This window comes from Sphingobium sp. TB-6 (assembly GCF_012927365.1).
Classification (GTDB): domain Bacteria; phylum Pseudomonadota; class Alphaproteobacteria; order Sphingomonadales; family Sphingomonadaceae; genus Sphingobium.
This window is the reverse complement of record NZ_JABBGL010000013.1, coordinates 84,083-97,199: the sequence shown is the minus strand read 5'-3', so window position 1 is coordinate 97,199 and position 13,117 is coordinate 84,083. Positions and strand designations below refer to the sequence as shown.

The 13,117-nt window shown below is 65.4% G+C and carries 9 protein-coding genes; 7 read left to right on the top strand and 2 right to left on the bottom strand.

Annotated features, from left to right (window positions below):
* Positions 1 to 183 precede the first annotated feature (183 nt).
* The 4 genes from HHL26_RS17155 to HHL26_RS24525 all read left to right on the top strand — a co-directional run bounded on the left by HHL26_RS17155 (position 184) and on the right by HHL26_RS24525 (position 7,610).
* Positions 184 to 1,188, top strand: a complete 1,005-nt coding sequence (locus HHL26_RS17155) for a sulfotransferase (RefSeq protein ID WP_066562099.1) — start codon at positions 184 to 186, stop codon at positions 1,186 to 1,188.
* Positions 1,185 to 2,519: a pectate lyase gene (locus tag HHL26_RS17150; protein WP_066561126.1), complete on the top strand. Its 1,335-nt coding sequence runs from the start codon at positions 1,185 to 1,187 to the stop codon at positions 2,517 to 2,519. The genes HHL26_RS17155 and HHL26_RS17150 overlap by 4 nt, the downstream gene beginning before the upstream one ends.
* Positions 2,516 to 3,697, top strand: a complete 1,182-nt coding sequence (locus HHL26_RS17145) for a glycosyltransferase family 4 protein (protein WP_066561128.1) — start codon at positions 2,516 to 2,518, stop codon at positions 3,695 to 3,697. The genes HHL26_RS17150 and HHL26_RS17145 overlap by 4 nt, the downstream gene beginning before the upstream one ends.
* A gap of 175 nt (positions 3,698 to 3,872) precedes the next feature.
* A complete protein-coding gene (locus tag HHL26_RS24525; protein ID WP_169576246.1) occupies positions 3,873 to 7,610 on the top strand; it encodes a calcium-binding protein in 3,738 nt (1,245 codons plus the stop codon).
* Positions 7,611 to 7,613: 3 nt separating this feature from the next.
* Here HHL26_RS24525 and HHL26_RS17135 read toward each other — a convergent pair whose 3' ends face one another.
* Complete coding sequence (locus tag HHL26_RS17135; RefSeq protein WP_066561136.1) at positions 7,614 to 8,114, bottom strand: flavin reductase family protein; 501 nt, start codon at positions 8,112 to 8,114, stop codon at positions 7,614 to 7,616.
* A gap of 166 nt (positions 8,115 to 8,280) precedes the next feature.
* Between HHL26_RS17135 and cofE the strand changes: the two genes are divergently transcribed.
* From cofE to cofC, 3 genes are read left to right on the top strand one after another with little or no spacing between them, the layout of a single operon-like run.
* A complete protein-coding gene (gene cofE / locus HHL26_RS17130) occupies positions 8,281 to 9,039 on the top strand; it encodes a coenzyme F420-0:L-glutamate ligase (RefSeq protein WP_066561138.1) in 759 nt (252 codons plus the stop codon).
* A complete protein-coding gene (gene cofD, locus HHL26_RS17125) occupies positions 9,036 to 9,971 on the top strand; it encodes a 2-phospho-L-lactate transferase (protein WP_066561140.1) in 936 nt (311 codons plus the stop codon). Before cofE ends, cofD begins: the two co-directional genes overlap by 4 nt.
* A gap of 5 nt (positions 9,972 to 9,976) precedes the next feature.
* Positions 9,977 to 10,555, top strand: a complete 579-nt coding sequence (cofC, locus tag HHL26_RS17120) for a 2-phospho-L-lactate guanylyltransferase (RefSeq protein WP_066562100.1) — start codon at positions 9,977 to 9,979, stop codon at positions 10,553 to 10,555.
* Between the two features lie 115 nt (positions 10,556 to 10,670).
* Here the strand turns inward: cofC and HHL26_RS17115 are convergent, their stop codons facing one another.
* On the bottom strand, positions 10,671 to 12,932 hold the full coding sequence (locus HHL26_RS17115; protein WP_066561142.1) for an NADP-dependent malic enzyme: 2,262 nt from the start codon (positions 12,930 to 12,932) through the stop codon (positions 10,671 to 10,673).
* Positions 12,933 to 13,117 lie beyond the last annotated feature (185 nt).

Below are 13,117 nucleotides of genomic sequence, written 5' to 3'. Positions count from 1 at the left end.
GGCGCGGGCGGCGCGCAAACGCCCTTCGGGGCAGGGCGAAAGACGATTTCAGCCAGCCGGACTATCCGAATTTGCCGGCGGATCAGCCTTGTGATCCGTTGAAATGCGTGGGGGACTGACGGGATAAGTGCGCCTGAGCGCCGCCGGACCGGCAGGGCGCTTCGTGCGACAAGGATGACCTTGGTGACGGATGCGATCCTGCCCCTGCGCGATGCCGAAACGCCCTTGAGGACGGAGCCGACCGTCAAAGCCGCATCCCGCACCGCGGAACGGGCCACGGTCAAGCTGATCTATGTCGCGGGCTATGGGCGGAGCGGCACGACGCTGATCGACATCGCGCTGGGCGAGCATCCGGCGATCATGGGCGCGGGCGAGGTGACGACTCTGGCGCGGCATGTGTGGGACAAGGACGAATATTGCGCCTGCGGAGCGCGGGTGCGGGACTGCCCGGAGTGGAAAGCAATCGTGACGCGCTGGACGCAGGGCGAGCCGGAGGGCTTTCTGGCGGGCTATCGCCGGACGCAGAAATGGACCGAGGCGCTGGTCGCGCCGGGGCGGCTGTTCAGGCTGCCGGGATGGCAGGATCACAGGCGCCGGACGGTGAAATTGCTGCGCGGCATGGCGATGGTGTCGGGGCGGCCGATCCTAGTGGATTCGTCAAAACTGCCGGGGCGGGCCTTTGCGTTGGCGGCGATGCCGGGGATCGACCTGCATGTCGTGCATGTGGTGCGCGACGGGCGCGGCGTCGCCTGGTCGCTGATGAAGGGGCACAGACAGAGCGTCGAGAAGGGCGTGCAGCGGGAATTGCGGCCCAAACCGCTGCTCTACACGGCGCTGCGATGGTCGATGGTGAATCTGGCGGCGGAATGGCTGTGCCGCCGGGTCGGGCCGGGGCGCAGCATTCGCGTGCGCTACGAGGATTTCGTGGACGATCCGCGTGGGGAGATCGGGCGGATCGTGGCGCTGGTCGGGGAAACGCCGCATCTGCCCGCCGCCGACCTTGCCCCCTTCGAACCGCAGCATCAGGTCGCGGGCAGCCGTCACCGGATGCAGAAATCGCTCACCATCCGGGGCGACGACAAGTGGAAGCGGGAAATGCCGGGTTGGAAGCAGCGGCTTTTCGCCTTTTTGTGCGGGCCTTTGCTGCGGCGCTACGGCTATGCGCTGCGCAGCGGGGACGCGTCATGAGGCGGCTTTTGATAGGAGTCCTGCTGCCCGTCGTGATGGCGGGCTGTTCGGGCGCGGGCAGCGAATCGCGGGCGCAGCCGGTGAAGGGCGAGCCGGCCTTTGCGGGCGCGGTCGGCTATGGCGCGGCGGCGAAGGGCGGGCGCGGCGGGCGGGTCATCGCCGTCGATACGCTGGCGGACAGCGGGCCGGGCTCCTTGCGCGCCTGCATCGACGCTTCAGGGCCGCGTGTGTGCGTGTTTCGGGTGAGCGGGGTGATTCGCTTCGCCACCCGGCCGCCGGTGATCGCCAACCCCTATCTCACCATAGCCGGGCAGACGGCGCCGGGCGGCGGCATCGTCATCGCCCATGCGGGGGGCGAAGTAGGGCGCACGCCAATCCTGATCAAGAACAGCCACGACATCGTCATCCGCCATATCCGCGTGCGCAACGACCGCACCGGCACCCATCGCGGCTCGGAGGACAGCTTCACCATCGAAAACAGCCGCCAGGTCATCATCGATCATGTGAGCGCAAGCTGGGCGCGGGACGAACTGATCAACGGCTATGGCGACAATGACTGGATCACCATCAGCAACAGCATCTTTGCCGAAGGGATTCCGCGCCACGACAAATGCGCGCTGCTGGCGAGCGATCCCAAGGGGCCGCAGCATCTGAGCTTCATCGGCAATATCTGCGCCCATAATGGCGACCGCAATCCGGACCTGAATTTCCCGCCCGGCTCCTGCGCGGAGGTGATCAACAACATCCTCTATAACGGCCAGTCGGAATTTGCCGAGATCTGGGAGAGTTTCGGCGGCGTGCCCGTCTCGCTGATCGGCAACAGCTTCATTGCGGGGAAGAACACCCGGCCCGACACGGTCGGCGTGGCGCGCAACGTCATGGGATCGAAGGGGGTCGCCAGGGTCTATCTGGCCGACAACCGCTTCGACGGGGATTTCGTGCATCTCTCCCCGCTGCTCAAGGAGGCGGAGGTGGATAAGCCCCCCTGCCCCGCCACCATCGCGGCGGAACCGGCGGACGCAGCCTATGAGGCGGTGCTGAGCGACGCCGGCGCCTTCCCCCGCGATCCGTTCGACCGGCGGATCGCCCATCAGGTGCGCGAACGCAAGGGCCATATCGTCAAGCAGCCCGGCATCATCGACGAGCCCGCGCCCGGAACGCCCTATCCTGACGCGGATGGCGACGGCATGGACGACCTTTGGGAAGCGCAGCATGGCGCCGATCCGCGCAAGGCCGATCCCTGGGGCGATGGGGATAGGGACGGCGTGGCCAATCTCGGCCAGTTCCTCGACCAGCGCTCCCGCGATCTGATGGACGGGAGGGCGGGATGAACGCGCCTTTGCCCCGGCTTACCTCTGCCGACGCGGCGGGGGACAAGCGCCTGCGCATCTGCTTTCCCTTCTCCGGGGACAGTATCGGCGGCAGCCATATTTCGGTGCGCGGGCTGATGGAGCATCTCGACCCGGCGCTCTACCGGCCGATCGTCGTCACCGAAGTCCTCGGCGGCATGATCGCCAATTTCTTCGCTGGGTATGAGCAGTTGGACGATCCCGCTGCCCACGGCCTGTTCGTGCCGGGCGAGGCCTTCACCCTGCGCAAGTTCGGGCGGACGCTGGCCGGGTTGCTGCCACGGGCGCGCTTCCTGCGGCGCAACCGGATCGACATCGTCCATGTCAATGACGGGCGGAGCAGCGCCAATTGGGCGCTGGCGGCGCGGATGGCGGGCGCGAAACTGGTCTGGCATCATCGCGGCGATCCCGGAGCGCTGGGTCTGCGCCTCCTCGCGCCCGCGCTCGCCAGTCGCGTTCTGGCGGTGTCATCCTTTGCGCTGCCGCCCAAGGGTCTCTGGTCGGCGCGGGACCGGGCGTCGGTGGTGCACAGCCCGTTCGACACCAGCCTGGAGGTCGATCGGGCCAAGGCCCGCGACGCGCTGATCCGCGAATTGGGGGTAGCGCCCGACACGCTGCTGCTGGGCTATTTCGGCGCCTTCGTTCCCCGGAAGCGGCCCTTGCTGTTCGTCGATATGATCGCGCGGCTGAAGGGGTTGAGTGGGCGTCCCGTCATGGGCCTGATGTTCGGGGAGGCGCGCCTGCCCGTCATGGATGTCGCCCTGCGCAGGCGGATTGCGGAAAAAGGCGTCGGGGATCGGGTGAAGTTGATGGGCTATCGCACGCCCGGCCCCTTCTGGATCGCCGCCTGCGACCAACTCGTCGTGCCCGCCGTGGGGGAACCGTTCGGGCGGACGCTGGTGGAGGCGATGCTGGTCGGCACGCCCATCGTTGCGGCACGCTCCGGCGGCAATATCGAAGCGCTGGAGGGAGGCGTCGGGATATTGGTCGAACCCGACGACGCGGAAGCTCTGGCGCGGGCCTGCGAAGGTCTGGGTGACGCCCGTCCGATGGCGCTGGCGGCGCAGGCCGATGCGCGCAGCCGCTTCAGCGAAGCTGCCCATGCTACGAAGGTCAGCGCGATCTACGAAGCGTTGCGGCTGTGTGCTAAGGAGCAATAAAGTGTCGCCGTGTTCCTGCGAAGGCAGGAACACGATTCAAAACCGGATGAACGCCCCTACACCCATCGGCGCACTCCCGATGGAGTAAGCCTTATCCCTATGCCCCCACCGCGCCCGCGCCATTTGAAGCTACAGCTTTGCGACCTTTCATGAGGACGCTGGATAGGGGGCGAGCATGGCGAATTTTTTCAATGTGGTGGGCAGCCAGACCATCATGGCGGGCAGCGAAAAGGATCAGTTCTTCGCTTTCACCCGACTCGCCAATCTGGACATGGTGCGCCCCGACGCGGTGCTGACGCAGCTCGTCTGGAACTCCGCGATCCTCACCGGCAGCGGCACGGCCTATCAATTGACCGCGACGAATATCCAGATTTCCATGGACATGCTGATGGGCGGCAGCGGCACGGACGTCATCTACGGGTCCAACCTGTCCGACGCGATCTTCTACAATAATGGCGTGATTTCCGGCGGCTTCGGCAGCTTCGACAATATCGAGCAGTTCTGGCTGGGCGACGGCGACGACATCATCGACCTGACGGCGCACGGCGCGGGCGGCATCGATTATGCCAAGGACGTGCTGATCCAGGCAGGACTGGGCAACGACGTCATCATCGGTGGCGCGGGCAAGGACAATCTGCAGGGCGATGGCGGCAACGACATCATCTTCGGCTGGCGCGGCAGCGACACCGTCTCCGGCGGGGCGGGCGACGACCTGCTCTATGGTGACGATCTGGGCTTCAACGGCATCGCCGGGGACGACAATATCGACGGCGGCGCGGGCAACGACATCCTCTATGGCGGCCGCGGCAGCGACAAGATGACCGGCGGCGATGATGACGACATCCTCTACGGTCAGGCCGGGGGCGACAATCTGTCGGGCGGGACCGGCAATGACACGCTCTATGGCGACGATGCCGACACCAACAGCAACGACATGCTGAACGGCGATGCCGGCAACGATGCGCTCTATGGCGGCGCGGGCAATGACGAGCTCTACGGCGGCACGGGCGACGATCTGCTCCATGGAGGCGACGGCAACGACTATATGCATGGCGGCGCGGGCAACGACACGATCCTCGCGGGCGCGGGCAACGACGTGATCGACGGCAGCGCCGATATCGACACCATCGTCTTTTCCGGCAACCGGATCGACTATGCCTTCACGCTGCAGACCGACGGCAGCTTCATCGCGGTCGACCAGCGCGCCGGATCGCCCGAGGGCAGCAAGACGATCCGCAATGTCGAATATTTCCAGTTCGCGGACATGACGAGCCCATCGGCGGCATTGAACGCCCCGCCGGTCATAACCTCCAATGGCGGCGGCGCGAGCGCGGCGCTGGCCATCGATGAGAATGGCACGGCGGTCACCATCGTCACCGCGACCGATCCCGATGCGGGGCAGACGGTCGGATTCTCCATCGTCGGCGGCGACGATGCCGCCCTGTTCGCCATCGATGCCGTGACGGGCGAGCTGCGCTTCATCGCCCCGCCCAATTTCGAAAGTCCCGCCGATGCCGATGGCGACAATGTCTATCAACTGATCGTTGCCGCCAATGACGGCAATGGCGGGGTCGACACGCAGACGCTGTCCGTGACCGTGCGCGACGTGCCGGACGGCTTTGCGCCGATCATCACCTCCAATGGCGGCGGGGCTTCAGCGGCAATTGCGGTCAATGAGAATGCGATCGCCGTTACCAGCGTGACGGCGACGGACGCGGACGGGCCGTCGATCAGCTATGCCATAATCGGCGGAGCGGATGCCGCGCTGTTCACCATCGATGCGGCAACCGGCGCTCTCGTCTTCAAGACAGCGCCCGATTATGAATCGCCCGCCGACGCCGATCACAATAATGTCTATGACCTGATCGTACAGGCCAGCGACGGCACCAACAGCGACCAGCAGGCGCTGGCCGTCACGGTCGCCAATCTCAACGACAATGCGCCGGTGCTGACGTCCTTTGGCGGGGCGGCTTCGGCGGCCTTGTCGGTGGCGGAAAACAGCCTGCTTGCCGCCACGGTGCAGGCCAGCGATGCCGATGGAACCGCACTCAGCTACAGCATCAGCGGCGGAGTGGACGCGGCGCTTTTCACCATCGACGCGGCGACCGGCGCGCTGAGCTTCAAGACCGCGCCCGATTATGAAGCGCCCGATGACGGCGATGGCGACCGCATCTACAATGTCATCGTCAGCGCCAGCGACGGCGCCAACAGCGTCGCGCAGACGCTGGCGATCACCGTCACCAACCTCAATGACAATGCGCCGGTCATCACCTCCAATGGCGGCGGCGCTTCGGCGGCGATCAGCATGGCGGAAAATGCCGGTGCCGTGACGGTCGTGGCCGCCACCGACGCCGACGGCACGATGCCCGGCTTTGCCATATCGGGCGGAGCGGACGCGGCGCTGTTCGCCATAGACGCGGTGACGGGTGCGCTGTCCTTCATCAATCCGCCCGATTATGAAAACCGGCTCGATGCCGATGGCGACGGCGTCTATCAGGTGACGGTGCGCGCGACCGACGGCAGCCATGTCGACGACCAGTCGCTCTCCATCATCATCACCGACGTCGCGGAAGGCGGCAAGACGATCACCGGCTCCTCGGGCAACAACCTCATCAGCCCGACGACGACCGTGCTCGCCTATCAGACGACCGCGCTCAACGACACGATCTACGGCCTTGCCGGCAACGACACGATCGATGGCGGCGCGGGCGCCGATTATATGGACGGCGGCGCGGGCAACGACATTTTCACCGTCGACATCTTTTCGGACGACGGCTTTGCCGGGAATGACGATCAGGTGATCGAGCTGGCGGGCGGCGGCAGCGATCTTGTCTATGCCTCGGTCAGCTATCGCCTGGCCGCCAATGTCGAGAAGCTGACGCTGACCGGCGCGGCGGCGATCAACGGCTTTGGCAATGAACTGGCCAACAGCATCACCGGCAATGACGCGGCGAACCTGCTTTCAGGCGGGCTGGGCGCGGACATCCTCTATGGCATGGGCGGCGCCGACATGCTGGACGGCGGGGACGACAATGACAACCTGTTCGGCGGCGACGGCAATGATGCGCTGGTCGGCGGCCTGGGCGACGATTATCTGGACGGCGGTGCGGGCGCCGACAGCATGACCGGGGGGCTGGGCAATGACAGCTATATCATCGACAGCTGGTCCGACGACGGCAACAGCGCCAATGACGACATGATCTTCGAACTGGCGGGCGAAGGCACCGATCAGGTCAACGCCTCCGTCAGCTACAAGCTGGCGGCCGAGATCGAGAAGCTGGTGCTGACCGGCGCCGACAATATCGACGGCATCGGCAATGAGCTGGCCAACAGCATCACCGGCAATGGCGGCCATAACGGCCTTTGGGGCGGCCTGGGCAACGACACCATGCTGGGCAATGGCGGCGACGACCGGCTGTATGGCGAGGATGGGCAGGACAGCCTGGACGGCGGATCAGGCAACGACCTGCTGGACGGCGGCGCAGCAGGCGACACGCTGAAGGGCGGCGCGGGCAGCGACATGCTGATCGGCGGCGCGGGCAAAGATACGCTCACCGGCGGGACCGAGGCGGATATGTTCATCTTCAACCGCGGCGACACGACGCTCAACAGCGCGAGCTATGACCGCATCACCGACTTCAGAGCCAGCGAGGGCGACCGCATCGACCTCGATTTCCTGAACGGCAGCCTGCCCGCCGCCGACTATGCCGAAAGAACGATCCTCACCAATAATTTCAGCGATGCGCTGGCGGCCGCCAACCCGACCGCCGGGGTCAATCATGTGACCTTCGTCGCGGGGACGACCGACGGCTGGATCTTCTACGACGCCAATGGCGACGGGGCGTTCGAACAGAGCGTTCTGCTGGTCGGGGTCAACACATTGGCGGGGGTGGATTCGATCAGCTTCTTCTGACCGTCAGCCCAGATGGGCGAACTCGCCATAGCCGCCCTGGAAGAAGAGCAGCGGCTTGCCGGGCGTTTCCACCTCCAGCGCGATCACCCGGCCCAGCACGATATAATGGTCGCCCGCCTCATGCACGGCTTCGAGCTGGCAATCGATCCAGGCCACCACCCCGTCCAGGATCGGGGAGCCATTGGCCGAGACGCGATGCGTCACGCCTGCGAATTTGTCCTCCCCGCCCTTGACCGAAAATTGCTGGCAGAGCGGTTTCTGATCGCTGGCGAGGATGTTGACGCAGAATTTCCCCACTTTTTCGATCCGGGGCCAGCTCTGCGAATTTTTCGCTGGGAAAAAGGCCACAAGGGGCGGATCGAGCGAAACCGAGGTGAAGGAGCCGACTACCATGCCGGTCGGCGTCTGACTGTCCTCGACCGCCGTCACCACGCACACTCCGGTGGGATAATGGCCCAGCACGCGGCGGAAGGTGCCGCTGTCAAAAGTGCCCGCCTCGCTCATGCGCGCGCGCCTTGAAGGGGAAAGGCATAGTCTCTGGTCTTCATCATTGTCCCTTTTCTCGACTTCGCGCGCTATGGCAAGCAAATCCCGCTGATAAGCTCATGAGTTTCCCTTTCCGGGAAATCGGGGTGCTACCTTAACAGGCCATTGCACGCTACAGCACGGCATGATTGCGATTCATCCCCTGGGCGACATTCCTGAAATTCGAGCCGGCGACGATCTGGCGGCGTTGCTGCGCGAGAGTCTGACAAGGGCGGGCCTGTGGCCGCTGAAGACCGGCGACGTGCTGGTCGTGACGCAAAAGATCCTGTCCAAGGCGGAAGGGAGGATGGTCGATCTGGCCACCATCGAGCCGGGGCAGGAAGCGCTGAAACTGGCCGCGACAACGCACAAGGATCCCCGGTTGGTCGAACTGGTGCTGCGCGAAAGCAGTACGGTGGTGCGGGCGGTGCCCCATGTGCTGATCACCCGTCATCGGCTGGGCCATGTGATGGCGAACAGCGGCATCGACCGGTCGAATATCGGGCCGGGCGAGGAGGAGCGGGCGCTGCTGCTGCCGGTCGATCCGGACCGGTCGGCGCGCAGCCTGCTGAATGTGCTGGCGGGGTCTGAGGCGGCTGGGATCGGCATCGTCATTTCGGACAGTTTCGGGCGGCCCTGGCGCCATGGCGTGGTGGGCGTCGCGATCGGCGCGGCAGGATTGCCTGCGCTGGTGGACCGACGCGGTGAAGAGGATCGCGACGGGCGGCGGCTGGAGGTGACTCAGATCGCGCTGGCCGATCAGATCGCCACCGCCGCGACTCTGGTGACGGGCGAAGGCGCGGAAAGCGTGCCGGCGGCATTGCTGCGCGGTTTGGCTCTGCCCACCGGCGATGCAGGCGCGGGCGCACTGGTCCGCCCGCTGGAAGAGGATTTGTTCCGGTGAGCGGCCGTATTGTCGTCCTGACCGGAGGCGTGGGCGGCGCCAAGCTCGTGCTGGGGCTGATGCAGGTCTGCCCACCGCAGGACATCACCGCCATCGTCAACACCGCGGACGATTTCCGGCATCTGGGCCTGGCGATCTCTCCCGATATCGACACGCTGCTCTACACCCTGTCGGGCAAGGCCAATGCCGCGCAGGGCTGGGGCAGGGAGGGCGAGACGTGGAGCTTCATGGACGCGCTCAAGTCGCTGGGCGGGGAAGACTGGTTCCTGCTGGGCGATGGCGACATGGCGCTGCACGTGCTGCGATCGCATATGCTGGCGTCGGGCGAGACGTTGAGCCGGGTGACGGCGCATTTCGCGGCGGCCTGGAGCCTCAGCCTCAAGATACTGCCGATGAGCGACGATTCCGTCGCCACTCATGTCTCGACCGACGCGGGCGATCTTCCATTCCAGCGCTATTTCGTCGAGCAGCGCTGTGCGCCTGCGGTTCAGGCGATCCGCTTCGAGGGTGCGGAGCGCGCGCGCCCTGCCCCCGGCGTGATCGAGGCGATCAATGATCCCGAAACGCGCGCCATCCTGATCGCCCCGTCCAATCCCTGGCTGAGCGTCGACCCGATATTGGCGGTGCCGGGCATCAGCGAGGCGCTGGCGGCGGCGAGCGCGCCCGTCGTCGCCGTTTCCCCGATCGTCGGCGGACAGGCGGTCAAGGGACCGACGGCCAAGCTGATGGGCGAGTTGGGGCTGGCCGTCACCAACCGGGCCATTGCCGCCCATTATGACGGAATCATCGACGGGTTGCTGGTTGACGTCCGCGACGGGGGCGAAGGCCTGGACATTCCCCATGCCATTACCGATACGCTGATGAAGACGCTGGACGACCGCGCCAAGGTGGCGCAGGCGGCGCTGGATCTGGCGGCGCGGATCGCCGGTTGAAGACGATGAACTGCTGGATCGTCATTCCGGTCAAGGCGCCCGCCGCCTGCAAGACGCGGCTGACGCCTGTGCTCGATGAAGCGGGGCGGCGCGATCTGGTGGCGGAGATGCTGCACCGGACGGTGGAAGCTGCGGCGGAGCTGGTCGGGATGGAGCGGCTGCGGCTGCTTGGGCCTTCGCGCCATGGATTGCCTGAGACGGTCGGCCTGCTCGATGATCCGGGCGGCGGCCTCAACCCCGCTCTCGCGAGCGCCCGCGATGCGGCGCTGGCCGCGGGCGTCGAACGGCTGCTGTTCCTCTCGGCCGATTTGCCGCTGGTGGAGGCTGAAGATGTCGCCGCGCTGCTGGATGTTTCCGGCATTGCGGCCGCGCCCGATCTCCACGGGCAAGGGACCAACGCATTGTCAATGCCGCTGCCCAAAGCGGCCGACTTCCGGTTCCATTATGGCGAAGGCAGCTTCGCGGCGCATCGGGCAGAAGCGGAACGGCTTGATCTGCCTTTCTCGGCAATCGTCCGGCAGGGTCTGGGTTTCGACATCGACCAGCCGGGCGATCTGGCTGACTGGAAATGGCGTGCGACTTAGGGTGGAAGGCGGACGCTTCCTGTTTGTCATTCCCGCGAAGGCGGGGATGACGAACTTCGAAAATGTCCGGAAATGGCCACCTCCGGCCAAAGCCGCACAGCCTGACGCACGCGCGTCAGACCGCGACGCCCGCCGAAGCCAGCACCGCCAGCGTCAGCAATTCCGACGCATTGGATGCCATGGTGGCGATCTGCACCGACTTGTCCATGCCGACGAGCATCGGCCCGATCATCGTCGCGCCACCCACTTCGCGCAGCAGCTTGGCCGAGATATTGGCCGACTGCAGCCCCGGCATCACCAGCACATTGGCCGGGCCGGACAGGCGGCTGAAGGGATAATTCTTCATCACCGTCGGGTTGAGTGCCGCATCGACGGTCATTTCGCCTTCATATTCGAAATCGACGTCGCGTTCGTCCAGCACCTTCACCGCGTCGCGCACATTTTCGAGAAAGCCGCCCGGGGGATTGCCGAAGTTGGAATAGGACAGGAAGGCGACGCGCGGGTCATGGCCCATGCGGCGGGCGACCGCCACAGTCCCCTCTGCAATATCCGCCAGTTCATGCGCCGAGGGACGCTCATTGACCGTGGTGTCGGCCAGGAACACCGTCTTGTCCTTGGTCACCAGCACATGGATGCCGAAAGGAGTGCGGCCCGCCGCCGGGTCCATCACCCGCTTCACCTCGCGCAGGGTCTGGGCGAAGGGCCGGGTCATGCCCGTGATCATCGCATCGGCATGACCCATCGTCACCAGCAGCGATCCGAAGATGTTGCGGTCGCGATTGACCATCCGCTCGCAATCGCGGCGCAGATAGCCGCGGCGCTGCAACCGCTTGTAGAGCGTGTCGACCATTTCCGGCACCAGCGGCGAGTTGACGCTGTTGTGCAGTTCGAAGCTCTCCGGATCCTGCACGCCCAGTTCCTTGAGCTTGTCATAGACATGGGCGCGGCCCACCAGCACGGGAATGCCATAGCCAAGGGTACGGAACTGGATCGCGGCGCGCAGCACCACTTCCTCTTCCGCTTCGGCGAAGACGACGCGCTTCGGGTTCGCCTTGGCCACCTCATAGGCGGTGGTGAGGACCGAGGTGGTCGGGTTGAGCCGGGCTTTGAGCGACTGGCGATAGGCGGCCATGTCCGCGATCGGCTTTTGCGCGACGCCGGTTTCCATCGCCGCCTGCGCCACGGCGGAGGGCACGACTTCCATCAGGCGCGGGTCGAAGGGCGCGGGGATGATGTAATCCGGCCCGAAGCTGTGCGAGCGGCCATAGGCCTTGGCCACTTCCTCCGGCACCTGCTCGCGCGCGAGGTTAGCGATCGCCTTGGCGGCGGCGAGCTTCATCGGCTCGTTGATCCCGGTCGCCCGCACGTCGAGCGCGCCGCGGAAGATGAAGGGGAAACCCAAGACATTGTTGACCTGGTTGGGATAGTCCGACCGGCCGGTGGCGACGATGGCGTCGGGGCGCACCGCATGCGCTTCGGGCGGCGAGATTTCCGGGTCGGGATTGGCCATGGCGAAGATGATCGGCTTGTCGGCCATCGACTTCACCATGTCCTGGCTCATGGCGCCCGCGACGGACAGACCCAGGAACACATCGGCGCCCTTCACCGCTTCGGCCAAAGTGCGGGCGTCGGTCTTCACCGCATGGGCCGACTTCCACTGGTTCATGCCCTCGGTGCGACCCTGGTAGATCACGCCCTTGCTGTCGCACATGGTGACATTGCCGTGCGGCACGCCCAGCGCCTTGATCAGTTCGGTGCAGGAAATCGACGCCGCGCCCGCGCCGTTCACCACCACCTTCATGTCCTTCATCTCGCGGCCGGTCAGCATCGCCGCGTTGATGACGCCCGCCGCCGCGATGATCGCGGTGCCGTGCTGGTCGTCATGGAAGACCGGAATGTTCATCCGCTCTTTCAGCGTCTGTTCGATGATGAAGCATTCGGGCGCCTTGATATCCTCAAGGTTGATGCCGCCGAAGGTCGGCTCCATCAGCTCGACCGCGTCGATGAACTTGTCGACATCCTCGGTCTTGAGCTCGATGTCGATGCTGTCGACGTCGGCGAAGCGCTTGAACAGCACCGCCTTGCCCTCCATCACCGGCTTGGATGCCAACGCACCCAGATTGCCCATGCCAAGGATCGCCGTGCCGTTGGTGATTACCGCGACCAGATTGCCCTTTGCGGTATAGTCATAGGCGGTCGCCGGGTCATCCGCGATGGCGCGCACCGGCACCGCGACGCCGGGCGAATAGGCGAGGCTGAGGTCGCGCTGGGTCGCCATCGGCTTCGACGCGATGATCTCGATCTTGCCGGGGCGTCCCGTCGAGTGGAAGAACAGCGCCTCGCGCTCGGAAAATTCCACATTCGACTTATCGGTCATGGCTGCACCCACCCCTTGTTTGAAACAATAAGCTCGCCCTTAGGGCGGTCCGACATTCAGTTCAGGCGAAGCCGAAAAGGGTGATTTTCGAGCATCGGAGCGCAGCGTACTCAAGTACGTGAGCACCGAAGCGCAGGAAATCGCGCTTTGCAGGCCCGCATGGGCTGAATGTCGGACCGCCCTAG

What these genes read in the sequence shown, in the direction of transcription:
- cofE (WP_066561138.1), top strand. Translation starts at nt 8,281, where the DNA reads ATGATTGCGATTCATCCCCTGGGCGACATTCCTGAAATTCGAGCCGGC.
- HHL26_RS17115 (WP_066561142.1), bottom strand. Translation starts at nt 12,932, where the DNA reads ATGACCGATAAGTCGAATGTGGAATTTTCCGAGCGCGAGGCGCTGTTC.
- HHL26_RS17135 (WP_066561136.1), bottom strand. Translation starts at nt 8,114, where the DNA reads ATGAGCGAGGCGGGCACTTTTGACAGCGGCACCTTCCGCCGCGTGCTG.
- HHL26_RS24525 (WP_169576246.1), top strand. Translation starts at nt 3,873, where the DNA reads ATGGCGAATTTTTTCAATGTGGTGGGCAGCCAGACCATCATGGCGGGC.
- HHL26_RS17150 (WP_066561126.1), top strand. Translation starts at nt 1,185, where the DNA reads ATGAGGCGGCTTTTGATAGGAGTCCTGCTGCCCGTCGTGATGGCGGGC.
- cofC (WP_066562100.1), top strand. Translation starts at nt 9,977, where the DNA reads ATGAACTGCTGGATCGTCATTCCGGTCAAGGCGCCCGCCGCCTGCAAG.
- HHL26_RS17145 (WP_066561128.1), top strand. Translation starts at nt 2,516, where the DNA reads ATGAACGCGCCTTTGCCCCGGCTTACCTCTGCCGACGCGGCGGGGGAC.